The 23,381-nt window shown below is 40.5% G+C and carries 27 protein-coding genes and 1 riboswitch; of the genes, 25 read left to right on the top strand and 2 right to left on the bottom strand.

Annotation, left to right across the window (positions count from 1 at the left end):
- The first annotated feature begins 3 nt into the window (after positions 1 to 3).
- From MKZ05_RS15040 to sufB, 17 genes are all read left to right on the top strand, one after another.
- Complete coding sequence (locus MKZ05_RS15040; protein ID WP_003213312.1) at positions 4 to 1,785, top strand: acyl-CoA dehydrogenase family protein; 1,782 nt, start codon at positions 4 to 6, stop codon at positions 1,783 to 1,785.
- Between the two features lie 276 nt (positions 1,786 to 2,061).
- Positions 2,062 to 2,418, top strand: a complete 357-nt coding sequence (locus MKZ05_RS15035) for an arsenate reductase family protein (RefSeq protein ID WP_003213086.1) — start codon at positions 2,062 to 2,064, stop codon at positions 2,416 to 2,418.
- A gap of 66 nt (positions 2,419 to 2,484) precedes the next feature.
- Complete coding sequence (gcvH, locus tag MKZ05_RS15030) at positions 2,485 to 2,868, top strand: glycine cleavage system protein GcvH (RefSeq protein ID WP_003213614.1); 384 nt, start codon at positions 2,485 to 2,487, stop codon at positions 2,866 to 2,868.
- A gap of 44 nt (positions 2,869 to 2,912) precedes the next feature.
- Entirely contained in the window at positions 2,913 to 3,149 is a 237-nt protein-coding gene (locus MKZ05_RS15025; RefSeq protein ID WP_044140883.1) for a YusG family protein, read from the top strand.
- Positions 3,150 to 3,277: 128 nt separating this feature from the next.
- Positions 3,278 to 3,622 (top strand): toprim domain-containing protein, encoded by a 345-nt coding sequence (locus MKZ05_RS15020; RefSeq protein WP_339160461.1) that lies wholly within the window; start codon positions 3,278 to 3,280, stop codon positions 3,620 to 3,622.
- A gap of 12 nt (positions 3,623 to 3,634) precedes the next feature.
- A complete protein-coding gene (locus MKZ05_RS15015) occupies positions 3,635 to 3,937 on the top strand; it encodes a thioredoxin family protein (RefSeq protein ID WP_339160460.1) in 303 nt (100 codons plus the stop codon).
- A 120-nt stretch (positions 3,938 to 4,057) separates the two neighbouring features.
- Positions 4,058 to 4,399, top strand: a complete 342-nt coding sequence (locus MKZ05_RS15010) for an SCP2 sterol-binding domain-containing protein (protein ID WP_003212918.1) — start codon at positions 4,058 to 4,060, stop codon at positions 4,397 to 4,399.
- A 102-nt stretch (positions 4,400 to 4,501) separates the two neighbouring features.
- Positions 4,502 to 4,610, top strand: a riboswitch (SAM riboswitch).
- A gap of 154 nt (positions 4,611 to 4,764) precedes the next feature.
- Positions 4,765 to 5,790 (top strand): methionine ABC transporter ATP-binding protein, encoded by a 1,026-nt coding sequence (locus MKZ05_RS15005; RefSeq protein WP_137054426.1) that lies wholly within the window; start codon positions 4,765 to 4,767, stop codon positions 5,788 to 5,790.
- Positions 5,783 to 6,451 (top strand): methionine ABC transporter permease, encoded by a 669-nt coding sequence (locus MKZ05_RS15000; protein WP_024423401.1) that lies wholly within the window; start codon positions 5,783 to 5,785, stop codon positions 6,449 to 6,451. The genes MKZ05_RS15005 and MKZ05_RS15000 overlap by 8 nt, the downstream gene beginning before the upstream one ends.
- 14 nt (positions 6,452 to 6,465) lie before the next feature.
- Positions 6,466 to 7,287: a methionine ABC transporter substrate-binding lipoprotein MetQ gene (gene metQ / locus MKZ05_RS14995; protein WP_003212678.1), complete on the top strand. Its 822-nt coding sequence runs from the start codon at positions 6,466 to 6,468 to the stop codon at positions 7,285 to 7,287.
- A gap of 104 nt (positions 7,288 to 7,391) precedes the next feature.
- The gene (locus MKZ05_RS14990; protein WP_003212803.1) at positions 7,392 to 7,760 is read left to right on the top strand and encodes a carboxymuconolactone decarboxylase family protein; all 369 of its coding nucleotides are present in this window, start codon (positions 7,392 to 7,394) and stop codon (positions 7,758 to 7,760) included.
- A gap of 215 nt (positions 7,761 to 7,975) precedes the next feature.
- Positions 7,976 to 8,113, top strand: coding sequence for a hypothetical protein (locus MKZ05_RS14985; protein WP_162839378.1), 138 nt, complete (start codon positions 7,976 to 7,978; stop codon positions 8,111 to 8,113).
- 211 nt (positions 8,114 to 8,324) lie between these two features.
- Entirely contained in the window at positions 8,325 to 9,110 is a 786-nt protein-coding gene (sufC, locus tag MKZ05_RS14980; protein ID WP_003213654.1) for a Fe-S cluster assembly ATPase SufC, read from the top strand.
- Positions 9,111 to 9,128: 18 nt separating this feature from the next.
- Complete coding sequence (gene sufD / locus MKZ05_RS14975) at positions 9,129 to 10,442, top strand: Fe-S cluster assembly protein SufD (RefSeq protein ID WP_050944088.1); 1,314 nt, start codon at positions 9,129 to 9,131, stop codon at positions 10,440 to 10,442.
- The gene (locus MKZ05_RS14970) at positions 10,442 to 11,662 is read left to right on the top strand and encodes a cysteine desulfurase (RefSeq protein WP_339160459.1); all 1,221 of its coding nucleotides are present in this window, start codon (positions 10,442 to 10,444) and stop codon (positions 11,660 to 11,662) included. The genes sufD and MKZ05_RS14970 overlap by 1 nt, the downstream gene beginning before the upstream one ends.
- Positions 11,652 to 12,098 (top strand): Fe-S cluster assembly sulfur transfer protein SufU, encoded by a 447-nt coding sequence (gene sufU / locus MKZ05_RS14965; RefSeq protein WP_003212941.1) that lies wholly within the window; start codon positions 11,652 to 11,654, stop codon positions 12,096 to 12,098. The genes MKZ05_RS14970 and sufU overlap by 11 nt, the downstream gene beginning before the upstream one ends.
- A gap of 17 nt (positions 12,099 to 12,115) precedes the next feature.
- Positions 12,116 to 13,513 (top strand): Fe-S cluster assembly protein SufB, encoded by a 1,398-nt coding sequence (gene sufB / locus MKZ05_RS14960; protein WP_003213112.1) that lies wholly within the window; start codon positions 12,116 to 12,118, stop codon positions 13,511 to 13,513.
- 66 nt (positions 13,514 to 13,579) lie between these two features.
- Here sufB and MKZ05_RS14955 read toward each other — a convergent pair whose 3' ends face one another.
- Positions 13,580 to 14,230, bottom strand: coding sequence for an NAD(P)H-dependent oxidoreductase (locus tag MKZ05_RS14955; RefSeq protein WP_339160458.1), 651 nt, complete (start codon positions 14,228 to 14,230; stop codon positions 13,580 to 13,582).
- Between the two features lie 83 nt (positions 14,231 to 14,313).
- Between MKZ05_RS14955 and MKZ05_RS14950 the strand changes: the two genes are divergently transcribed.
- Positions 14,314 to 15,246: a WYL domain-containing protein gene (locus tag MKZ05_RS14950; protein WP_339160457.1), complete on the top strand. Its 933-nt coding sequence runs from the start codon at positions 14,314 to 14,316 to the stop codon at positions 15,244 to 15,246.
- A 76-nt stretch (positions 15,247 to 15,322) separates the two neighbouring features.
- Here the strand turns inward: MKZ05_RS14950 and MKZ05_RS14945 are convergent, their stop codons facing one another.
- On the bottom strand, positions 15,323 to 16,522 hold the full coding sequence (locus tag MKZ05_RS14945) for a DUF418 domain-containing protein (RefSeq protein WP_339160456.1): 1,200 nt from the start codon (positions 16,520 to 16,522) through the stop codon (positions 15,323 to 15,325).
- A gap of 252 nt (positions 16,523 to 16,774) precedes the next feature.
- Between MKZ05_RS14945 and MKZ05_RS14940 the strand changes: the two genes are divergently transcribed.
- From MKZ05_RS14940 to MKZ05_RS14910, 7 genes are all read left to right on the top strand, one after another.
- Positions 16,775 to 17,470 (top strand): response regulator transcription factor, encoded by a 696-nt coding sequence (locus MKZ05_RS14940; RefSeq protein ID WP_050944081.1) that lies wholly within the window; start codon positions 16,775 to 16,777, stop codon positions 17,468 to 17,470.
- Complete coding sequence (locus tag MKZ05_RS14935) at positions 17,457 to 18,764, top strand: HAMP domain-containing sensor histidine kinase (protein WP_339160455.1); 1,308 nt, start codon at positions 17,457 to 17,459, stop codon at positions 18,762 to 18,764. The genes MKZ05_RS14940 and MKZ05_RS14935 overlap by 14 nt, the downstream gene beginning before the upstream one ends.
- Positions 18,765 to 18,801: 37 nt before the next feature.
- A complete protein-coding gene (gene psiE / locus MKZ05_RS14930; RefSeq protein ID WP_003212694.1) occupies positions 18,802 to 19,230 on the top strand; it encodes a phosphate-starvation-inducible protein PsiE in 429 nt (142 codons plus the stop codon).
- A gap of 228 nt (positions 19,231 to 19,458) precedes the next feature.
- Positions 19,459 to 20,004 (top strand): PadR family transcriptional regulator, encoded by a 546-nt coding sequence (locus tag MKZ05_RS14925; protein WP_106035554.1) that lies wholly within the window; start codon positions 19,459 to 19,461, stop codon positions 20,002 to 20,004.
- Positions 19,997 to 20,743, top strand: coding sequence for a transporter (locus tag MKZ05_RS14920; RefSeq protein WP_339160454.1), 747 nt, complete (start codon positions 19,997 to 19,999; stop codon positions 20,741 to 20,743). Before MKZ05_RS14925 ends, MKZ05_RS14920 begins: the two co-directional genes overlap by 8 nt.
- Positions 20,744 to 21,324: 581 nt before the next feature.
- Positions 21,325 to 22,233 carry an alpha/beta fold hydrolase gene (locus MKZ05_RS14915; RefSeq protein ID WP_339160453.1) on the top strand — a complete coding sequence of 303 codons (909 nt, stop codon included), beginning with the start codon at positions 21,325 to 21,327 and terminating at the stop codon, positions 22,231 to 22,233.
- 139 nt (positions 22,234 to 22,372) lie between these two features.
- Positions 22,373 to 23,326: an iron-siderophore ABC transporter substrate-binding protein gene (locus MKZ05_RS14910; protein WP_253622261.1), complete on the top strand. Its 954-nt coding sequence runs from the start codon at positions 22,373 to 22,375 to the stop codon at positions 23,324 to 23,326.
- Positions 23,327 to 23,381: the final 55 nt, after the last annotated feature.

Here is a 23,381-nt window from a genome sequence, read left to right as displayed (position 1 = left end):
AGAATGAAAGCAATGGAAGAGGTAAAAAAGGGTGGAAGCTTCTTAATTGATGAGACGAATTATGAGCATATCTTTACACCAGAGGATTTCTCTGATGAGCATCAAATGATTGGAAAGACAACAGAGGATTATATTTTACAAGACGTTGTTCCATATATAGATCAAATTGAAAACCATGAATTTGAGCATTCTGTCAGGCTTCTCAAAAAGGCTGGAGAGCTTGGACTGCTAGGAGCTGACGTGCCTGAAGAATTCGGCGGGCTCGGATTAGATAAAATCAGTTCAGCCATTATTACCGAGAAATTCTCCAGAGCAGGGAGCTTCTCGCTTTCCTATGGCGCCCATGTCGGCATTGGGTCTCTGCCAATCGTGCTGTTTGGAAATCAAGCGCAAAAGGAAACATATCTTCCTGGACTCGCTTCTGGAGAAACAATTGCAGCGTACGCCCTCACTGAGCCAGGATCAGGCTCTGACGCCCTTGGAGCAAAGACAACTGCGGTCTTAAATGAAGCCGGAACTCATTATGTGCTGAATGGGGAAAAACAGTGGATCACAAACTCCGCATTTGCCGACGTCTTTGTCGTATATGCGAAAATTGATGGTGAACACTTCTCTGCTTTTATCGTAGAAAAGGATTTTCCAGGTGTCAAAACGGGACCTGAAGAGAAAAAGATGGGCATTAAAGGTTCATCGACAAGAACGTTAATTCTCGAAGATGCTCAAGTGCCGAAGGAGAATTTACTAGGTGAGGCTGGCAGAGGTCATGTCATTGCCTTTAACATTTTGAATATCGGACGCTACAAGCTGGCTGTCGGAACAGTTGGTGCGTCAAAACGTGTCATTCAATTATCGGCAGAATATGCAAACCAACGTAAGCAATTCCAAACGCCAATTTCTCGATTTAGCTTAATTGGTGAAAAAGTAGCCAACATGTCGGCAAAGCTCTATGCGATGGAAAGTGCTGTTTACCGCACAGTCGGATTATTTGAACAGCGCATGGGTCTATTAAGTGAAGAAGAGCAAAAGGATGGCAAACAAATTGCCCAGTCCATTGCAGAATATGCGATTGAATGCTCTCTTTGTAAAGTACTTGGCTCTGAAACTTTAGACTATATAGCGGATGAAGGCGTGCAAATTCACGGCGGATATGGATTCATGCAAGAATACGAGGTCGAAAGAGCCTATCGTGACTCGCGGATTAACCGTATTTTTGAAGGGACAAACGAAATCAACCGTCTGCTTGTACCAGGCACATTCTTGAAGAAAGCGATGAAGGGAGAGCTTCCGCTGCTTCAAAAGGCGCAAACCTTACAGGAAGAGCTCATGATGATGATGCCAGAAGAGCCAGGTGATCAGCCGCTCGATCAAGAAAAATACTTGCTCGCCCATGCGAAAAAGATCGCCTTAATGGTATCTGGAATGGCGGCGATGAAGTATGGAAAAGCATTAGACAAAGAGCAAGAGATCCTTGTGAACATAGCGGATATCGTCAATGAAATTTTTGCTGCTGAATCGGCGATTCTGCGTACTGAAAAGGCAATCGCTGCATCAGGGCTAGATAAGAATACTCAAAAGCTTGCTTACACACAAATTTTCACGCAGGAAGCCTTCTTAAAAATTGAAGCTCATGCAAAAGAATCCTTGATCGCGATGGAAGAAGGAGATGCACTCCGCATGAGTCTGTCAGCTCTTCGCAAACTGACAAGATTCACCCCGATCAATGTCATCGCCAAAAAGCGCGAAGTGGCGAAACGAATCTTTGAAGCAGAGAAATATATCGTATAAGACGGCTGAAAAGGTACGGATATCACTCCGCACCTCAGCGTGTAGACAAACCCTCGCATTCGTTGTCAGGTCTGCGCTCCGATGCTCGTCCATCCTAGACTTCAAAGGTTTTCTATCACGCTGAAAAGAAGACAAAGGGCTAAAATAAAATCATTTTAGCCCTTTGTCAACAATCTGAGGTGCGGATATCACTCCGCACCTTTTTGTAAGCATACATTTAGGTTTTTAAAATATTTTGTGATAAAATGTTCTCACTACTTGCAGGAGGTGAAAAAAGTGGCTTTAGATTTTTATGAATACCCATCTTGCGGTACATGCCGAAAAGCAAAAAAATGGCTGGAAGAACACAATAAAGATATCAACAGCATACATATCGTCGAAGAGACGCCTGATAAAGAAACATTAAAAGCGCTTTACGAAAAAAGTGGCTTAGAGCTGAAGAAGTTCTTTAATACAAGCGGACAGAAATACCGAGAGCTACAGCTGAAAGATCAACTTCCTGCAATGTCAGAAGGCGAGCAGCTAGAATTACTCGCATCTAACGGAATGCTGATCAAGCGCCCGATTACAACAGACGGTAAACGAGTCACAGTTGGATTTAATGAAGATACATTTAAAAGCGTCTGGAAATGATGTAACTTTCATTCAGATTGTGGTATCTTCAATATAGATTGAAAGAAAAGACTGGAGGGGTATTGAATGAGCACACCAAAAGATTTACGTTATTCAGAAGAACATGAATGGGTCAAAGTAGAAGGAGATAAGGTGCGTATCGGTATTACGCATTTTGCTCAATCTGAGCTAGGCGATATCGTGTTCGTTGAGCTTCCTGAAGTAGGAGACAAAATTACAGCGGACGAGCCTTTCGGAAGTGTAGAATCAGTGAAAACAGTTTCTGAGCTTTACGCACCGATCAACGGTACAATCGTCGAAGTGAACGATGAGCTGGATGACAGCCCTGAATTCGTCAACGACTCTCCATACGAAAAAGCATGGATGATCGTGGTAGAGCCAGCTGATACATCTGAAATTGAGAACTTGATGACTGCTGAGCAATATGAAGAAATGACAAAAGAAGACTAATTCACGTAAAATTGGACACTCTACCTTTATGGGGGGTGTCCAATTTGTCTTTTCAAAAAGAACATGTGGATATAACAGATCATGTCACTGGACGATTCAAAGAAAGCGGCATGGTGCTGTATCATCAAAATGAAGAGATTGGCACGATGATTAGTGAAAACCAATATGAGTTAAAATCAGGTTATTCCTATGATCAAAATCGTTTTTATCGTTTGACGGATACATTGACCCACGGGACAGAAAAATATGTAGACTGTGATGATGAAAATGGCTGGTGCTAATCACAGATGAGGCTGCAGTGAGCATAAGCTGCAGTCTTTTTAGTGCAAGCGCCCAATCTTTACAACCTGAATGAAAAATTGTAATCTAAGGGAGAAGTGAACAACGTCAAAAGGGCCGGGTGATCGTGATGAATGTAGAGGTAGAAAAGGTCATCATTGTAGAAGGTAAAACAGACAAACAAAAGCTAAAAGAAGCCATAAGTGAACCTGTTACCATCATTTGCACCAATGGCACGATCAGTACATCGAAGCTGGATCAGCTCGTAGACGAATTATTGGGGAAAGACGTTTACATATTAGCAGACAGTGACGATGCAGGCGACAAACTGCGGAAGCAATTTCGAAAAGAATTCCCTGAAGCATTTCATCTTTTTGTCGACAGAACGTACCGCGAAGTGGCCGCTTCACCGTCAGCCCACATTGCATCTATCCTATTAGCTGCAAACATTGATGTTCATTCGAAATATTTATGAGGGTGGACGTATATGAAAGAGATTGTAGAACACGAATTCAAGGAGATAAAGGACGATTTATTTCTTTTATACTTATATACACCGTTTTGCGGAACATGTCAGCTTGCAAAGAAAATGCTGGCTGTCGTAGACACCATGCAGCCGGATGTACCTTTTTATGAAAATAACTTAAACTACTCACCAGGCTTTGCGAAGGCTTTTGAGATCGAAAGCGTTCCTTGCTTTCTACTGTTTAAAAAAGGTGAGCTGGTGCAAAAAGGCTATGCCTTTCACTCCGTACCATATCTTCATGAAATGATTGAAACCGCTAAATAAAGCGGTTTTTTGTCATATTTCAAGCAATTCATCTGAAAATTTGTCGAGTTATTTATAAAGGACAAGCGAATGTTTGTAGAGAAATGTTATGTATAACCAAATGACAGGGAGGTTATACATGTGGAAAAAGTGAAAACCCATGGTAACACAGGGCAGCGATTATTGCTAAAACCGCTGCTCTCATCATCATCCTTGAAGATTACATTTGAGGCGGAAACTGACTCTTGTACATTGATTGTGGATGAGCGTGGTGAAGTGAAGAAACTACCTGCAATTGAGTTATCGGATCTCATCTTTTATGGTGAGAGAAAAGAAATACTTCAATTATTAGATGGAGATATGTCCTTACAGCAGTTAATCAGCAGGGGACAAGTGAAAGTAAAAGGGTCATTCCGTGCGCTCCTAAGACTAGAGGCGGTACTTTGGCTGACGAACGGTTTTTTTCGAAAAATGATAACTTAGTCGTTTACTTGGAAATTAGCGATTTACAGCGTTGACATATCTCGGGTAGCATGATATTCTACGTTAGTAAAAACATGAACATCACATAAAACAACATATTTTCTCTTATTAAGAGAGGTGGAGGGACGTGCCCTATGAAACCCGGCAACCGTCAGCATAGCTGAAATTGGTGCCAATTCACTCAAAGCCGCAATGCTTTGAAAGATGAGAGAAAGGCGTATTGAACATAAAAGGCCTTTCTGCTTGCATTGCAGTTAGGTCTTTTTTACTGACCTCACGTCAGGCGCGAAGCATTACAGCAGGAAGAATAAATAACGTATGTGATGGCAACCTATAGATTCAGCAAGAAAGCAGGTGAACAGACTGTGATCCATTTACAGAATGTATCAAAAACGTACCACTCAAAAAGCGGAAATGTTGATGCCGTGAAAGACGTCAACTTGGATATTGATAAAGGTGAAATATTCGGAATTATCGGGTATAGCGGTGCCGGAAAAAGCTCGCTTATTCGCCTATTAAACGGTCTGGAGCTGCCAACAGCAGGAATTGTTGAAGTGGCAGGCAACCGGATCAATGAAGTATCGAATGCGAAACTTCGGAAAGCAAGACAAGAAATCAGCATGATTTTCCAGCACTTTAACCTACTTTGGTCAAGAACAGTGAGACAAAATATTATGTTCCCGCTTGAGATCGCAGGTGTACCTACATCGAAACGGAGAGAGCGTGCGAATGAACTGATTAAATTAGTCGGTTTAGAAGGAAAAGAAAATGCGTATCCGTCTCAGCTTAGCGGCGGACAAAAGCAGCGTGTGGGGATTGCGAGAGCATTAGCAAATGATCCAAAGGTTCTTCTTTGTGACGAAGCGACGTCAGCGCTTGATCCGCAAACAACGGATTCTATCCTTGATCTTTTAGCGGATATCAATAAACGTTTAGGGCTGACAATTGTGCTCATCACACACGAAATGCACGTCATTCGCAAAATTTGTCATCGCGTCGCGGTCATGGAAAATGGACGCATTGTCGAAGAAGGCGAAGTATTACGCGTCTTCAGACAGCCGAAGGAAGAGATGACGAAGCGATTTGTACAGCAGCTTGCTGAACCAGAGGAAGCGAAAGAAACAATCGAGCACGTCTTAGAGCGTGTAAAAGAAGGTCAGGTCGTACGGTTGTCCTTTATTGGCGATTCTGCCGAGCAGCCGCTCATCACTGAAATCGTTCGATCCTTCAATGTCGATGTAAACATCCTTCAAGGAAAGATTTCTCAAACGCAGGAAGGCGCGTTTGGAACACTCTTTATCCATATAAATGGAGAAGAGACCGAGGTAGAAAAAGCCATCGCCTATATCCAAAGCAAACAGGTTGAAATTGAGGTGATGACACATGTTTGAGAAATGGTTTCCGAACGTTGATCTAGACGTCATCTGGAGTGCAACAGGTGAAACAGTGTATATGACACTCATTTCATTGGCATTTGCTTTTGCAATCGGGATTATCCTAGGACTCCTGCTCTTCCTTACAGGAAAAGGCGGTCTTTGGGAAAATAAACCGATCAATGCTGTCATCGGTGCAGTCGTCAACATTTTCAGATCGATTCCTTTTATCATTTTAATTATTCTTTTATTAGGGTTCACGAAATTCTTAATGCATACAATTCTAGGTCCAAATGCAGCACTCCCTGCCCTTGTCATTGGGTCAGCTCCATTTTATGCACGTCTTGTCGAAATTGCACTGCGTGAGGTAGACAAAGGAGTCATTGAAGCAGCACGGTCAATGGGAGCGAAAACGTCGACCATCATTTTCAAAGTATTGCTGCCAGAATCATTGCCAGCCCTCATTTCAGGTATTACCGTAACAGCGATTGCTTTAATTGGCTCAACTGCGATTGCAGGTGCAATTGGAGCTGGCGGACTTGGTGACCTTGCTTATGTGGAAGGATACCAATCTGGTAATACAGATGTTACACTTGTTGCCACTGTGTTTATTCTCATCATCGTCTTTATTATTCAAATAATCGGTGATTTGATTACAAATAAAATTGATAAACGTTAAGGGAGGATTTATTCATGAAGAAATTGATTTTAAGTGCACTATTTCTAGCATTTGCAGGCATCTTAGCTGCATGCGGTTCATCTAATAACGCAAGTGATAGCAAAACCATTACGGTTGCCGCTTCAAAAACACCCCATGCCGAGATTCTTGAAGAAGCAAAACCACTTCTAAAAGAAAAAGGCTACGATCTAAAAGTGAAAGTACTTAGTGATTATAAAATGTACAACAAAGCGTTAGCTGAAAAAGAAGTGGATGCAAATTTTTTCCAACATATCCCTTACTTAAATGAAGAAAATAAATCAAACAAAGATTACAACCTAGTTAGTGCTGGTGCGGTTCACCTTGAGCCTTTCGGTATCTACTCTAAGAAATACAAATCAGTAAAAGATATTCCAAACGGCGGAACGATCATCATGACAAACAACGTAGCTGAACAAGGCCGTATGCTTGCACTATTGCAAAATGCTGGTGTCATTAAGATTGATCCTAAAGTTGATACAATCAACGCAACAGTAAAGAACATCAAAGAAAACCCGAAGAACCTAAAGTTCAAAAAAATCGCTCCTGAACTAACAGCGAAAGCTTATGAAAACAGTGAAGGCGATGCTGTGTTTATTAACGTCAACTATGCGATTCAAAATAAATTGAATCCGAAAAAAGATTCAATTGAACTTGAGCAAACAAAGAACAACCCATATGCAAACATCGTGGCGGTTCGCAAAGGTGAAGAAAAATCAGATAAGATCAAGACATTAATGGAAGTTCTTCACTCTGATAAAATCAAAGAATTCATCGACAAAAAATATGACGGTGCTGTACTACCGGTATCTGAATAACAATGTGTTAACCTCGCTTTCATCAAAGCGAGGTTTTTTTGTGTATTTTTTCAAATCTCGCTCATAATAAAAATGTACAAATGACCTGAAGGGATGGAATGAAGATGAATGAACAGCATATGAGCGGATCCATGCAGCAATCACTGACTGATTATAAAACCGCAATGGGTGAATTTCAGAAGAAAATGCCGGTGTTTGGGAAGAAATTCAATGAATTCACGGAGCAGTGCTTTCAGAGCGATTCATTAACGCAAAAGGAAAAACAAATGATTGCCCTTGGCATCAGTATTCATGCACAGGATGAATACTGCATGATTTATCATACAAAGGGAGCGCTCGACCAAGGCGCGACAGAAGAGAATTTGCTAGAGGTCGTCAGTGTGGCGGCAGCGTTCGGCGGCGGTGCTGCACTAAGTCAAGGCATCACAGTTGTTCAGCAATGTATTGACGAATTTGGAGGACAGACGCATTAAGGGAAGGATAAGATGGCATTTATCCATATCAGGGAGTTGAGTCCTTCTCAGCCGATTGTGTGAGAAAATATGCCAGCATAGCGCGTCATATCCCTTTTGAGTGAAGCCACATGTCTTTGATACAATGAAGCTACACTCAAAGAAGGGAATGGTTTATTATTTGTTCGGACCATAGTACACTGGGATTGGATTATACCGCCGAGATGGAAAAGGCCATGCATAAGGCTCATGGCATGAGCTATGCAGAGTACGAAAGAGACCATGACTTACGGATGAAAGTGGAATATAAACGAGAGCAGTCCTATCGAGATGAGAAAAGACAGCTCGCAAAAATGAATATACGAGGCTATTAAATAGCTAAGGGGCGGGGAGAACAGATTCCCGTCCTTTCTTTATGAAAACAGTCTTTTCGACATAAATCCTTTTATCTACCGGCTTTTTTTGTTAGAATTTTGAGAGCATCCTCTCACGCATATCGTGAATGTGTTGTATTCAGTTTTAATTTGTTATAAAATTAGAATGAGAATAAATTGAGAATAATGATTATTTTGGAGGTATCGATATATGACTGCTTCGACATTAACAATTAAGGACTTGCACGTTGAGATTGAAGGGAAAGAAATCTTAAAGGGTGTAAACCTCGAGATAAAAGGTGGAGAATTCCACGCAGTAATGGGACCAAACGGTACAGGTAAATCAACTTTATCTGCTGCCATTATGGGTCACCCTAAATATGAAGTAACAAAAGGTAGCATTTTGCTTGATGGCGAAGATGTACTTGAAATGGAAGTAGATGAGCGCGCTCAAGCAGGTCTTTTCCTTGCGATGCAATACCCATCTGAAATTAGTGGTGTGACAAATGCGGACTTCCTTCGTTCTGCTATTAACGCTCGCAGAGAAGAAGGCGATGAAATCTCTCTAATGAAATTCATCCGCAAAATGGACGAAAACATGGAGTTCCTTGAAATGGACCCAGACATGGCGCAACGCTACCTAAACGAAGGTTTCTCAGGCGGAGAGAAAAAACGCAATGAAATTCTTCAATTAATGATGATTGAACCTAAAATTGCGATCCTTGATGAAATCGATTCTGGTCTTGATATCGATGCGTTGAAAGTGGTTTCTAAAGGAATTAACAGAATGCGCGGCGAAAGCTTCGGCTGCTTAATGATCACTCACTATCAGCGTCTACTGAACTACATCACACCAGATCACGTTCATGTCATGATGCAAGGACGTATCGTGAAATCTGGCGGACCAGAGCTTGCACAACGTCTAGAAGCAGAAGGCTATGACTGGATTAAAAAAGAGTTAGGAATTGAAGACGAAACTGTTGGTCAAGAAGCGTAAGCGTTAGGAGGATTATTGATGACATTAGAAACGAAATTATCAGTAGATCAAGATTATGTCAAAAGCTTCTCCGAGAAGCATCAGGAACCGGCATGGATGAGTTCCCTTCGCTTACAGGCTCTTGAAAAAGCAGAAGACCTTCCAATGCCAAAGCCTGACAAAACGAATATTTCTAAATGGAATTTAACCAATTTCAAACAGCATACAGTCGAAAGTGCGCCATTTGGATCATTAGAAGAGCTTCCTGAAGAAGTGAAATCTCTCATTGATTTAGAGGACACGGATAAGACAGTCTACATTCAGCGTGATCAAACGCCAGCATACTTGTCTCTTTCAACGGAAGCGAAAGACAAAGGTGTGATCTTCACTGATCTTCATACAGCGCTTCGCGAACATGGTGATCTAGTGAAGAAATACTTCATGACGGATGCAGTGAAAGTAGATGAGCATAAACTAACAGCTTTACATGCAGCTTTAGTCAATGGCGGAGCTTTCCTCTATGTACCAAAAAATGTAGAACTTGAAGCGCCAATTCAAGCCGTCTACCTGCATGAAAATGACGACACGACTTTGTTCAACCATGTCATCGTCGTAGCAGACGATCATAGTGCAGTGACATATGTAGAAAACTACATTAGTACAGCAAAACCTGAAGAAGCAATCTTCAATATCGTGTCCGAAGTGTTCACGGGAGCTAATGCCCGCGTCACATACGGCGCAGTAGATAACCTTTCAGAAGGTGTCACAGTCTATGTGAACAGACGCGGTATGGCAAATGGCCGTGACAGTAAAATCGAATGGGCGCTTGGCCTTATGAATGATGGAGACGTCGTGTCTGAAAACATCACAAAGCTTATGGGCGACGGGACATTCGGTGATACAAAATCAGTTGTTGTCGGCCGCGGGAATCAAACGGAAAACTTTACAACAAGCATCATCCACTTCGGTAAAAACTCTGAAGGGTATATCTTGAAGCATGGTGTGATGAAGGATCAAGCATCCTCTATCTTTAACGGAATTGGTAAAATCGAGCATGGCGCAACGAAGTCAAATGCCGAGCAGGAATCACGTGTTCTCATGCTGAGTGAAAAAGCACGCGGTGATGCAAACCCAATTCTATTAATTGATGAAGATGATGTAACAGCAGGGCATGCTGCTTCTGTTGGACGTGTCGATCCAATTCAACTCTATTACCTCATGAGCCGCGGGATTTCCAAAGAAGATGCAGAAAGACTTGTGATTTATGGCTTCTTAAATCCAGTCGTCAAAGAACTGCCGATTGAAGGAGTTAAAAAGCAGCTCGTTTCTGTGATTGAAAGGAAAGTAAAATAATGAATATCAAAGACGTTCGTGAGCAATTTCCAATCCTTCATCAGCAAGTGAACGGACATGATTTGGTGTATTTGGACAGTGCAGCGACTTCTCAAAAACCAAGAGTGGTCATTGATGCAATGAATGAGTATTACCGGTCTTACAACTCGAACGTCCACCGGGGTGTTCATACCCTTGGCACAAAAGCAACGGACGCATACGAGGGTGCGAGAGAGAAAGTTCGTGCATTCATCCGTGCTTCATCTGTCCAAGAAATTATTTTTACTAGAGGGACAACAACTGCACTAAACACAGTGGCGATCAGCTATGCTAGAGCAAACCTCAAAGAAGGCGATGAGATTGTCATTTCGCACATGGAGCACCATGCGAATATCATCCCTTGGCAGCAAGCAGCAAAAGCAACTGGCGCCACATTGAAATACATTCCGTTACAGGAAGACGGCACGCTATCGCTTGAAGATGTAAACCAAACGATCACACATCAAACGAAAATCGTCGCTGTCACACATGTCTCAAACGTATTAGGAACCATCAACCCGATTAAAGAAATCGCCAAAATTGCCCACGATCATGGGGCAATCATTGTCGTCGATGGTGCACAAAGCACGCCGCATATGCAAATTGATGTTCAGGATCTAGATTGTGACTTTTTCGCATTCTCCGGGCATAAAATGTGTGGACCGACTGGCATCGGTGTGCTTTACGGGAAGAAGGACCTTTTGAATAATATGGAGCCTGCTGAGTTTGGCGGTGAAATGATCGACTTTGTGGATCTGTATGATTCTACTTGGAAAGAGCTCCCGTGGAAATTTGAAGCGGGTACACCGATTATTGCCGGAGCAGTTGGACTAGGAAAAGCGATTGATTTCTTAAATGACATTGGTATGGAGGAAGTCAGCCGTTACGAGCATCAGCTTGCCACTTATGCGCTTGAGCGCTTCAAGGAGCTTGAAGGTGCGACTGTTTATGGACCGCAGCACCGAGCTGGGCTTGTGACGTTTAATTTAGATGACGTCCATCCGCATGATGCGTCGACTGTTCTGGATACGGAAGGTGTCGCCATTCGTGCTGGACATCACTGTGCACAGCCGCTCATGAAATGGCTTGGTGTATCAGCGACTGCAAGAGCAAGCTTCTATCTGTACAATACAGAAGAAGAGATTGACAAACTCATTGCAGCGCTCCGTAAGACAAAGGAGTATTTTACGAATGTCTTTTAATGTAAACTTAGACACACTGTATAGACAAGTGATTATGGATCATTATAAAAATCCGAGAAACAAAGGTGTGTTAAACGATAGCATTGTCGTCGATATGAACAACCCAACGTGTGGTGACCGCATTCGTCTCACAATGAAAATCGAAGACGAAAAAGTCATGGATGCGAAATTTGAAGGAGAAGGATGCTCCATTTCGATGGCATCTGCCTCTATGATGACGCAGGCGATTAAAGGGAAAGATATTGAAACAGCTTTGAAAATGTCTCAGATTTTCTCCGATATGATGCTAGGAAAAGAATACGACGATTCCATTGATCTTGGTGACATTGAGGCGCTGCAGGGAGTGGCAAAATTCCCTGCTCGCATCAAATGTGCAACATTATCCTGGAAGGCGCTTGAAAAAGGCGCATCTGCCGAAGATAACGGCAAATCATAAGATTGGAGTGAAAATGGATGGCTAAAAAAATGCCAGATGTTGGTGAATATAAATACGGCTTTTCTGATAAAGACGTTTCCATTTTCCGTTCAGAGCGCGGACTGACAAAAGAGATCGTTGAAGAAATTTCTCGTATGAAAGAAGAGCCTCAGTGGATGCTCGACTTCCGTTTGAAATCTCTTGAGCTCTTTTACAACATGCCGATGCCACAATGGGGCGGAGATTTAAATGCATTAAACTTTGATGAAATTACGTACTACGTAAAGCCATCAGAACGCTCTGAGCGTTCTTGGGATGAAGTACCAGAAGAAATCAAAGAAACCTTTGATAAGCTTGGGATCCCTGAAGCAGAGCAAAAGTACTTAGCAGGTGTATCTGCTCAGTATGAATCTGAAGTTGTGTATCACAACATGAAGCAAGACCTTGAAGATCTAGGCATTGTGTTTAAAGATACAGACAGCGCATTAAAAGAGAACGAAGACATCTTCCGTGAGCACTGGGCAAAAGTCATTCCTCCGACTGACAACAAATTTGCTGCGCTTAACTCGGCTGTATGGTCTGGTGGTTCATTTATCTACGTACCGAAGGGCGTCAAAGTAGATACACCACTTCAAGCATACTTCCGTATCAACTCTGAAAACATGGGTCAGTTCGAGCGTACACTCATCATCGTTGATGAAGGCGCACATGTGCATTACGTAGAAGGCTGTACAGCACCAGTTTACACAACAAACTCACTTCACAGTGCGGTTGTTGAAATTGTCGTGAAAAAAGGCGGCTACTGCCGTTACACAACGATTCAAAACTGGGCAAACAACGTCTTCAACCTTGTCACAAAACGTACAGTATGTGAAGAGAATGCGACAATGGAATGGATTGATGGAAACATCGGTTCTAAGCTGACAATGAAATACCCAGCAGTCATCTTAAAAGGTGAAGGCGCTCGTGGTATGACATTAAGTATTGCCCTAGCAGGTAAAGGTCAGCACCAAGATGCAGGTGCAAAAATGATTCACCTTGCACCAAACACATCTTCAACGATCGTATCGAAATCGATTTCCAAACAAGGCGGTAAAGTCACATACCGCGGAATCGTTCACTTCGGACGTAAAGCAGAGGGTGCACGCTCAAACATCGAGTGTGACACACTCATCATGGATAACAAATCAACATCTGATACGATCCCTTACAATGAAATCTTAAACGACAACATTTCATTAGAGCACGAAGCGAAGGTATCAAAAGTATCAGAAGAGCAGCTATTCTACTTGATGAGCCGCGGAATTTCTGAAGAAGAAGCAACAGAAATGATCGTCATGGGCTTCATCGAACCATTCACAAAAGAACTACCAATGGAATACGCCGTTGAAATGAACCGTTTGATTAAGTTTGAAATGGAAGGTTCAATCGGTTAATAATAAAAAAGACCCAAAACGTGATATCGAACGTTTTGGGTCTTTTTGTTTTTGAAAAAACAAATCTTACATCCCGCTAGGCGAGTAAAACGCATCAAAGGCTTTAGACAAATCGTCAGCTGCAGATGACAAGATCGTTTCTTCCTCTAAAATCGCTGTTCCTTGTGCTCGGACAATATGAAATTGTTGAAAGCCCATCAAGTTTTGGAATATTTCTTTTAGGTAGTCATGTGAAAATTCCAGAGGTGTGTATCGATCGTTATCTGTGAAAATTGAGCCACTTGCTTGAAGCAAAAGTACACGATAATCGTCAGTCATCAGACCAACTGAACCATCTTCTGTATATTTAAATGTTTCTCTAGCAATAAAGATATTATCTATATAATCTTTCATACGTGAAGTCACATTGAAATTATGAACAGGTGACACAATGACGATTCGATGATGTGCTTTGAATTGAGCCAATAAAGCAGATGAAGCAGCAGCGATTTTTTCTTCGGTAGCTGTTAATGTTTGTTCAGATGCTTGCTTATCCCAAATACGTAGCAGTTGGTCTTTTTCGATACGAGGAATTTCTGTTTCATGTAAAGGTAAAATTGTTGGTTCTTCATGAGGGAATCTTTCTTTAAACTGTTCTAAAAATAGTGTTTGCAGTTTGTTTGAATAACTTTCTCGATGAGTGAAATCAGGGTGCGCGTTAATGATTAATGTTTGCATATACATGCTCCTTTTCTTTTGATAAACTGAGTATAAAATATAAAGGTGACAAAACATGTCACCTTTTTCAAAAGGAAAATCAAATGAAAAAATCAGAACGATTAAACCAAGAGCTTATTTTTTTAAGTGATAAATACTCATTTCAGTTAAAGGATTTAGAAACCGAATTTGGCATATCGAAACGTACGGCTTTAAGAGATATGGAAGAGCTAGAGTCAATGGGTTTAGCTTTTTACGTTGAACCTGGCAGACATGGAGGATATCGACTGGTGAAACAATCTCCAATGGTCCCTATTTATTTCAATACCGATGAAGTTCAAGCTATTTTTTTCGCGCTTAAAGCGCTAGACCTGGTGTCAGCAACACCATTTAAAAAGTCCTACTCACAAATTCGGCAAAAGCTGTTTGCCACAATGTCTGATGAGAGAAAACGAATGATCACGGAGACTTTGGATGTGATTCATTACTATAATGTCGCACCAGTTAGTGAACAAAATCATTTGGAATTGATTTTACAGGCGATGATGGAAGATCAAATCGTGAAGATGACGTACACGCAATATGAAAATAAAAGGATCAGGCTGCAATTTCTTGAGTTGTTTTATCGAAATGGGATTTGGTTCACCAAAGCATATGATGTTCAAAACAAAAAGTGGGGCATCTATAGATGTGACTTTATGAAGGACTTGATCATTGAAGAAGAAGGCAGAGGCACCTTTACGAAGGAAGAATTAAAAACACTGCAGCTCGAGTACGAAAAAACTTATCATGATATCTCATTTAAATGTCGATTAACGGAACAAGGAAAAGAAAAGTTTTTGAAGAATCATTACCCGAATATGAGATTGGAGATCATTGATGATACTCCATATATTATGGGTGGGTACAACCAAGAAGAATTATCGTATATGACCCACTATTTGATCTCATTTGGGAAGCATGTGAAAATTGAATACCCAGATGAATTAAAAGAGAGTTATTTGACTCAATTACAAGAAATGATTGAGCAGTATTGAAAGTGAACGGATTGTCTCTGAATCACAAACTTAACATATTAAAAAAGGCGAACTGTAGCCATTCGCCTTTTTTCTTTTACTTCGCCGCATGAAATGTATTGGTTTTCGATCTGTCATTGACCTTCCCATACGTCAGCTGACGCCAAATAAATTCCATCGGTCCATACTTAAACCTCTTTAACCAAAACGTACTGAAAAGCACAAGGAAGACATACACGCCAATAGCCATGAAGAACGTACCAGCCGGCTGAAGATGATCGACAAGCCCCGCTCCATACTTTAGAAATAGCATGGTTCCAATGATCGAGTGAAGCAAATAACAGGTCAGGGACATCCGTCCGACTTTGGTAAAGACCATCAAAGCACCTCGCAGCTGAGGAACGTGCAGAAACAGCATCGCAAGTGTACTCATATAGAACATACTGCCAGTTAATCCCCCGTTTTGTTCCAGAGCAGTGGCCATGTTCACCCAGAGTGTATGTTCAAAAGGATTGACCGTTGCTATAATCGTACTGCTTTGTGTGATGAGAAAAGCGATGGTACAAATGATCCAAATGCGATTCCAAATCGTTTTTTTCGCCTCCATGTTTTTGAAAAACGCCATTTTCACAAAATAAACACCAAGCAAAAACATGAAGAACATGGAATAGACGATTGAAAATGAGCTGGAAGCCATCGTCACCATATCTGTCCATCGGTCACCAATAGATGCTAAATAAGTCAGACTGTTGTGGCTGGTCAAATCAAAATCGGCAAAGTCCGGCTTGCCCGATGAGCCTGTACTGATGGTATGAAGCAGCATTGTGAAAAAGGGTGTGAGCAATTGAATCATAAAGAGTGTGATCAGCCAGTATCGGATGGTTTTGGCTGTACGTTTGTAAAAGAAAAGCAATAAAAAGCCAGCGACTGCATAATACGCTAAAATATCACCAATCCAAACAAAGGTGACATGCAGAAGGCCAAACCCTAAGAGAATGGTTAATCTGCGGGCAAACAGCTTGTTCGGACTGTCCACCTTCTGAGCAGCGCGATCTATAAAAATCATAAAACCAACCCCGAATAGGAAGGAGAACAACGTAATAAATTTCCCTGAGGCGAACCAATTCACCAAGTTGTGAAAGACATCATTTGCTTCCATATCGAACCCCTTCGCCGAATCCACGATCAAAAAGTAATTCACCAGAATAATTCCCATTAAGGCAAATCCCCGTACGATGTCTAAGAAATGAACCCGATCCTTCAAACTCATCGCGTGTTCTACTTTGTTTGCATTCATATCCATGCTCCTTTTCTTGTTATGATAAATGTCATTCGGATCAATCCATCGATCCTTACAATGAATCAATATACGTCCCAATTCTTAACAATTTATGAAGATCCAATTTTTTGAAAATAAATGTGACAAATTGATGGAAGATGGTCAAATTCATAAACTGTTAAGATTTCTGCTGTATCTTTTCACATAGCTAGATGATATATAGTAAAGACATAAAAGAAAGTACATCACGTATCATGAGGTGAGAGAAACATGACGCATCGAATATTAGTCGTAGAAGATGATCAGGATATTGGAGACCTTTTGCAGGAATCCCTTACACGTGCTGGATATGAGGTGCAAAGAGCGATGAATGGCGAGCAAGCATTGAAGTTTGCGGACGATTCGCTCGATTTGGTGATTTTGGATGTGATGATGCCAGGCATATCAGGCATCGAAACGTGCCGGCAAATGAGAGCCTCTTCTAACGTCCCGATTCTATTTCTAACAGCTAAATCAAGTACATTCGATAAAACCGAAGGCTTACTTGCCGGCGGGGATGATTATATGACAAAACCCTTTTCACAAGAGGAGCTTCATGCTAGAGTCATTGCACAATTACGCAGGTACACCGTCTATCAGGAAAAGAAGGAACAGGAAGAAACGTTTCTTGTTGGGGGCAAGCTAAGGGTGAGCGAAGAATTTAATGAAGTGTGGAAAGAAAATCAACAAATCAAGCTATCTGATTTAGAATACCGTATGTTGAAGCTGCTCATGAGCAGGCGAAACAAAATCTTTTCAGCCCAAAATATTTATGAGAGTGTATGGGGACAGCCTTATTTCTATTGTTCCAACAATACGGTGATGGTGCATATTCGAAAGCTGCGTGCCAAAATTGAAGATGATCCTGCACGTCCTGTATATATCAAAACAGAATGGGGAAGAGGATACCGATTTGGCACATCGTAAATATACACTAGCCAAAAAGCTAGCACTATTGATTTTGACAGCTACGGTCGTGAGTGGACTTGTCTTTTTGACGCTGCAAAAGATCACCGATGACCTCATTGACGGATATTTGAGTTCGGACGAGTATTACGAGGCGGAGTCAGCCAGATATATTCAAAAATTCAGCCGCTATGTGTCTGAGAATGAGCTGTCTTCTACAGATCGACAAGCATTTGGTGAGTGGGTGAAAAAAGAGAATTACATTAATTTGACCATCTTCAAGGATGAAGTGCTGCAATATGACTCCATCTATTCGTCTGCTGATGAATCGGCGTATGGAAAAGAAAAGGTGACCCAGTACGCTGAGCATCATTCGTATCCAGTTCAGTTTAGCGATGGTGAAGGCCGGGTTATGGTGGATGGTTTCTATTCGTCTCGTTACCACGATCTCGCCTTTACACTCGAGCTGCTTGGGGCGACGCTTATTTTTCTCCTCATTGTTCTGCTTGGCATTCGCAAAAGTTTACGCTACCTGCAAACGATTCACCAAGACATTCATATTCTTGAAGGCGGCGAGCTGGACTATGAGATGACGGTGAAAGGGCATGATGAATTAGCGATGATTGCCAAAAGTATTGAGGATCTTCGTAAAGCTTTTCTGGACAAGCTCCAAGCCATTGACGAGCTACAAGAAGAGAGTCGCAGCTTGGTTACTGAAATGTCACACGATATGAGAACACCGCTGACATCGCTGATGATGAATTTAGAGTTTGCGAAAAAAGAGGCGGCTGGAGCGGATACACGTAAAGATCAATATATAGCAAGTGCTTATGAAAAAGCACTGCAATTGAAAAATCTATCTGATAATCTGTTTGCCTATTTTCTACTTGATAAAGAACATGAACCTGAGCTTGAGACCGTTGCAGTCAAAGAGGTCATTTACGATCTCTTATCAGATCAGGTGACGATCTTGCAGCAAGAGACATTCAAGGTTCATCTTTTAGGAGAGCTACCTGACAGCTATATCAACGTGAATGTCGAGGAGCTTGGCAGAGTGTTTGATAATCTGATGTCGAACATACTGAAATACGCCGATCCGAAAAAAGACATCAATCTCACGTTTCTATCCGATCAAGAAATCTTTGAGATCCATGTGAGCAATGCGATAAAAGAGACAAATGACACGCAGGAAAGCACTGGACTTGGTGAACGAAGCATCAAACGAATGATGTCCCGCATGCACGGGCAGTTTGAAAAGATGGAAAAAAGCGGTGTTTACTACATCGTGCTGCGATTCTGGCACATCAAAATATAGATGACAAATGAATAACATGGAATGGAGAGACAATCTAATGAAACGATTCAACAACTTCCAAAAAGTACCCGATCTCTTGCAAGGTCTTCTGAATATCTGTCTATTCTTTCTAGCCCTTGCTTTAAGCGTCCTCTTAATTAGTGAAACTTGGTATATTGTCCAATTTGTCTACAAGAATGTGGTCAACAAAGGAGAAAGCTATTATGAAATGCTTGGTGAGCTGCTGATCTTCTTTATGTACTTTGAGTTTATTGCCTTAATTATTAAGTACTTTAAATCAAACTTTCATTTTCCGCTTCGCTATTTTATTTATATTGGCATCACAGCCGTCATCCGTTTGATTATCATCGATCATAAAGAGGCTGTATCGACCTTCTGGTGGGCGCTGACCATTCTAGCCATGACCGTTGCACTCTTTATTGCCAGTAAACGACATGCTGTTCAGGAGCATGAAGAAGTGAAGTGAGGGAAGTGAGGGAAGAAGACGAACGGTTGCCGTTCGTCTTTTTTTGTTTGATCAAGGTGGCTCACTCATCGTATTGCACACCTCTATAAACATCACGCTAACGCTTGCTTACAGGATTTTTTGAGAGCTCTGAAAAAGTGCTTAGCATGAAAGAAAATTTAAATCTAATCTTGAAATAATACTCAATGTTGAGTATTGTGTAAATAGATATTGAATAGGAGGAATCTGATGACGGACTTATATATATTAGGATTAATATCGATGAAACCGATGTCAGGGTATGATGTTGAGCAGAATTTAAAAAATACAATGGTCGATAGATGGGGAGGAATTCTAGTTGGCTCAATCTATTATGCGCTAAATAAATTAGAAAAAGGAAACTATATAAAAGTTTGTGAAACTAGGACGGTAGGGAAAAAGAGTACTAAAATTTACAAAATTACAGAACTTGGAAAAGAACACAAGAAAGAATGTGTGATGAAATGTCTTGTAGAATCTCAAAATACTTATCCAACTCAACTTTTTGCTGGACTAATGTTTGCTGACGAAATTGAAAAACAAGAAGCTGTTAAATCATTAAATATTCAAATTGAAGCGCAAAAAAGACATTTAGCAGAAATAAAAAAGGGTGAAGAAGAAAAAGAGAAACAAATGAATCTACCTCCTTTAACAAGACTAACGTTTGATTACATTTATGAAATGGAAGAAATGAAAATGAAGTATCTTTATGAAGCTATTCATTTAATTAAGACGAGGGAGTTAACCGATGAATAAAATCGATCATATTGTTATCAATGTTGATGAGAAATATCAAAAAGACAAAAAAATGATAGATATGATACAACAAAATGGTTTTCCGTATGCACCTAAAAAAGGTAAAAGAACAAAAGGCTTTAAAATAAGCAATCTTTGGATTGGAAAGGAGTATCTTGAATTAGTGAATATAACACAGAAGGATGGCGGTGGCTGGAAAAAAGATTGGACAGAGTTGTATAATCGAGGCACAAGAGGAGCAATATGCTTAATGATTGATGTATCAGATATTGATTATTTACATCAATCGCTTTTAGACAAAGCATTTGATGTACAAACGCCAGAAAGAATCGAATATAAATTATTTGGACTACTTAAAATTTCATCACGATGGAGAAACATGTACTTACCTTATTTTGAAAAAGAGGCCTTTCAAATTGGATTTCAGCAATTAGATAACGAAGATATTTCTGAAAAATTTCAAAAGAAAATGATCCCCAATAGTATCAGTCATAAGATAATGGGGATGACCAAAATTATAATCAATGGCAAGTGGACTGAATTAGACTACAATATGATTGAGAATACCTTTCGTAATACTCAAAAAGAAGGCAATGCATTAAAAATAAAACTTAATAATGGAAGCGATATAATTTTTGTTAAAAACAATGATTTTTCCCTTTACGTAGAAATGGATAATCACAGTTTGCAATCTAAGTCTATAACAAAAATAGAAAATGTCTATTTATTAAACAATTAGATTCAATACATATAGATAATCATAAAAAAATGATTGTTTTTCTGAAATTCATCAGCATATGGCTTATTGTTGTGACCGCCGGGTGAAATGAACATCATTAACTGGAAAAAAGCATGTCATCATATCTAGTAAAAAAGTATCTCTTTCTGCTCAGCGGTCACAATAATATGTATAAAGAGAATGGTGATATTTTTCTTTATTAAAATGCTAAAAAGTCATAGTGGGTAATAATAAATTCATTACTTGCTATTTAAAAGTTGGTATACAATAGGACAATAAATAAGAACGATATCAATGGATTTGTTCATGAAGAATTATCGTTAAATGCGGACTTAGAAATTGATGCTGAAAATTAAAAAAGCTTTATAGAAATATTGTCATTGCACTGCCCAAAAAAGCATGAAAAGCTATGAAATAAATTACGTCTTTCCTATACCCGAAGCATAAAAAGCGTTAAAACAAATTGTTGCCATTACTCAAAGCAAGACCTTTCCTTTGCGGGATATTACTTAATAGAATGTAGTCATGAGAATGGCCAGTATCGCTTGCCATTCTCGTTTCTGTTTGAAGGAGCGAAAAAATTGACAGACACGAGGACAGAACCATTTTCATTTACAAGTATGCAGCAGGCAGCTCCTGTTCATATTCCAGAAAGACAATTCATGCCATCACACGACGGCACAAGTCTTGCGTATTATCCGTTTTTAGCAGAAAAAAAGAACGTGGCAAATGTCATCTTGATCCATGGTGGAGGCGCTCACAGCCTAGCTGGTTACGAGCATATCGCCTATACGCTGCAACATGATTTTCATGTGAATACGTTTTTAATCGATTTAAGAGGTCACGGCTATTCTGATGGAAAAAAGGGTGATACACCTAGTGTCACAGATGTGTGGCACGATATTTCGCAGTTTGTGAATATGGTCAAACAGCAGCATAAAGGAGCTGTTTATCTAAGCGGGCATTCATCTGGAGCGGGATTACTGCTAAACTACCTATCTTGGCCGAAAAAAAGAGAAGTAGACGGTTACTTTTTTATTGCCCCTGAATTTGGCTATAAATCAGGCACTGCGAGCCCTAATCAAATCCCTTTTGCAACCGTTCAAGTATGGAAATTCGTTCTGTCTGCCATGACAAAAGGATTGCTGATGAGTCATTCTGAAGCCGTTCGTTTTCACTATCCAATATGGGCAGTCGAGCAGGATCCGCTTTTGTTGACAGCCATCACCGTCAATCTGTCACTTGCTTTAACCCCGTCTGCACCTAAAAAACAATTTGCGATGATGGATCGGCCATATGCGATGTTAGTAGGAAGTGAGGATGAGCTGTATGATATAGAAAAATTTCCTGCCTATCATGAACTGCCCGATGAAACGATCAGAAAACAATCAGTCTATCAAGTGCTGGATGGACATACACATTTGTCGGTGTTACTAGAAGCGGGAAAACAGATTGGAAGGGCCATCCAAATGTGGAATCGTTCTATTTAGTATGAACAACTAGTCAACACTCTCCCTTTTTCTTAAAAATTTACATTGACACCATCCTTTTCTATGATAAAATCATAGTGTGATAATGAGAATCGTTATCAAACGATATGACTACATATAGAATGGATAGGTGAGGTACATGTTCAAAAAATCTTTTTGGTCACTATTAGTTGTGCTCTCCATCGTTTTACTTGCAGCTTGCGGCAGCAATAGCAGTGAAGGCAAGTCAAACAGTAAAGAAAAAGCAAGAACTGTTGAAAGCGCTATCGGTTCAACTGAAATTAAAGGATCGCCTAAACGTGTGGTGACGCTGTACCAAGGAGCAACAGATGCAGCAGTCGCGATGGGCATTAAACCAGTGGGTGTTGTAGAATCTTGGCTTGAAGCACCTACGTATAAATATTTAAGAGATGATTTAAAGGGTGTCAAAATTGTTGGACAGGAAATACAGCCAAACTTAGAGGAAATTGAAAAGCTTAACCCAGATTTGATCATTGCATCAAAAGTCCGCCATGAGCAAATTTTTGATCAGCTGAAAGAAATCGCTCCAACTGTTGCAACAGAAACAGTGTTCACATTTAAAGATACAGTAAAATTAATGGGTGAAGCGTTAAACCAGCAAGACAAGTCAAAAGAATTGCTAACGAAGTGGGATGACCGCGTCGCTGACTTCAAAGAAAAAGCGAAAAAAGACATCAAAAACTGGCCAATGAGTGTGTCTGTAGTGAACTTCCGTGCAGATCATGCTAGAATCTATCAAACTGGATTCGCAGGGTCCATTTTAACAGAGCTAGGCTTTGAAGGACCTAAGAATGTCAAAGATAAAAAGCAAGACATCATTACACTGACAGACAAAGAGAGCATTCCGCAAATGGATGCAGATGTCATCTATTACTTCATGGATGATCAGGATAAAGCCGTTGAAAAAGCATATAAAGAGTGGACGAGTCATCCTTTATGGAAGCAGCTTGACGCAGTGAAAGCGAAACAAGTGCATAAAGTGGATGAAATCACTTGGAACATGGGCGGAGGTATTATCGCTGCAAACATGATGCTTGATGATATTGATGATCGTCTCGGAATTGATAAATAAGGATAACAGAGGAGAAAATGTGAAAAACCATTTTCTCCTTTTTCCATAACAGATT

This window comes from Bacillus sp. FSL M8-0277, assembly GCF_037975305.1.
Taxonomy (GTDB): domain Bacteria; phylum Bacillota; class Bacilli; order Bacillales; family Bacillaceae; genus Bacillus; species Bacillus pumilus.
Note: the sequence above shows the minus strand (reverse complement) of the source record. Positions and strands in the feature narration are given on the sequence as shown.

What these genes read in the sequence shown, in the direction of transcription:
- MKZ05_RS15040 (WP_003213312.1), top strand. Translation starts at nt 4, where the DNA reads ATGAAAGCAATGGAAGAGGTAAAAAAGGGTGGAAGCTTCTTAATTGAT.
- gcvH (WP_003213614.1), top strand. Translation starts at nt 2,485, where the DNA reads ATGAGCACACCAAAAGATTTACGTTATTCAGAAGAACATGAATGGGTC.
- MKZ05_RS15020 (WP_339160461.1), top strand. Translation starts at nt 3,278, where the DNA reads ATGAATGTAGAGGTAGAAAAGGTCATCATTGTAGAAGGTAAAACAGAC.
- MKZ05_RS15015 (WP_339160460.1), top strand. Translation starts at nt 3,635, where the DNA reads ATGAAAGAGATTGTAGAACACGAATTCAAGGAGATAAAGGACGATTTA.
- MKZ05_RS15000 (WP_024423401.1), top strand. Translation starts at nt 5,783, where the DNA reads ATGTTTGAGAAATGGTTTCCGAACGTTGATCTAGACGTCATCTGGAGT.
- metQ (WP_003212678.1), top strand. Translation starts at nt 6,466, where the DNA reads ATGAAGAAATTGATTTTAAGTGCACTATTTCTAGCATTTGCAGGCATC.
- MKZ05_RS14990 (WP_003212803.1), top strand. Translation starts at nt 7,392, where the DNA reads ATGAATGAACAGCATATGAGCGGATCCATGCAGCAATCACTGACTGAT.
- MKZ05_RS14985 (WP_162839378.1), top strand. Translation starts at nt 7,976, where the DNA reads ATGCATAAGGCTCATGGCATGAGCTATGCAGAGTACGAAAGAGACCAT.
- sufC (WP_003213654.1), top strand. Translation starts at nt 8,325, where the DNA reads ATGACTGCTTCGACATTAACAATTAAGGACTTGCACGTTGAGATTGAA.
- sufD (WP_050944088.1), top strand. Translation starts at nt 9,129, where the DNA reads ATGACATTAGAAACGAAATTATCAGTAGATCAAGATTATGTCAAAAGC.
- MKZ05_RS14970 (WP_339160459.1), top strand. Translation starts at nt 10,442, where the DNA reads ATGAATATCAAAGACGTTCGTGAGCAATTTCCAATCCTTCATCAGCAA.
- sufU (WP_003212941.1), top strand. Translation starts at nt 11,652, where the DNA reads ATGTCTTTTAATGTAAACTTAGACACACTGTATAGACAAGTGATTATG.
- sufB (WP_003213112.1), top strand. Translation starts at nt 12,116, where the DNA reads ATGGCTAAAAAAATGCCAGATGTTGGTGAATATAAATACGGCTTTTCT.
- MKZ05_RS14955 (WP_339160458.1), bottom strand. Translation starts at nt 14,230, where the DNA reads ATGCAAACATTAATCATTAACGCGCACCCTGATTTCACTCATCGAGAA.
- MKZ05_RS14950 (WP_339160457.1), top strand. Translation starts at nt 14,314, where the DNA reads ATGAAAAAATCAGAACGATTAAACCAAGAGCTTATTTTTTTAAGTGAT.
- MKZ05_RS14945 (WP_339160456.1), bottom strand. Translation starts at nt 16,522, where the DNA reads ATGAATGCAAACAAAGTAGAACACGCGATGAGTTTGAAGGATCGGGTT.
- MKZ05_RS14940 (WP_050944081.1), top strand. Translation starts at nt 16,775, where the DNA reads ATGACGCATCGAATATTAGTCGTAGAAGATGATCAGGATATTGGAGAC.
- psiE (WP_003212694.1), top strand. Translation starts at nt 18,802, where the DNA reads ATGAAACGATTCAACAACTTCCAAAAAGTACCCGATCTCTTGCAAGGT.
- MKZ05_RS14925 (WP_106035554.1), top strand. Translation starts at nt 19,459, where the DNA reads ATGACGGACTTATATATATTAGGATTAATATCGATGAAACCGATGTCA.
- MKZ05_RS14920 (WP_339160454.1), top strand. Translation starts at nt 19,997, where the DNA reads ATGAATAAAATCGATCATATTGTTATCAATGTTGATGAGAAATATCAA.
- MKZ05_RS14910 (WP_253622261.1), top strand. Translation starts at nt 22,373, where the DNA reads ATGTTCAAAAAATCTTTTTGGTCACTATTAGTTGTGCTCTCCATCGTT.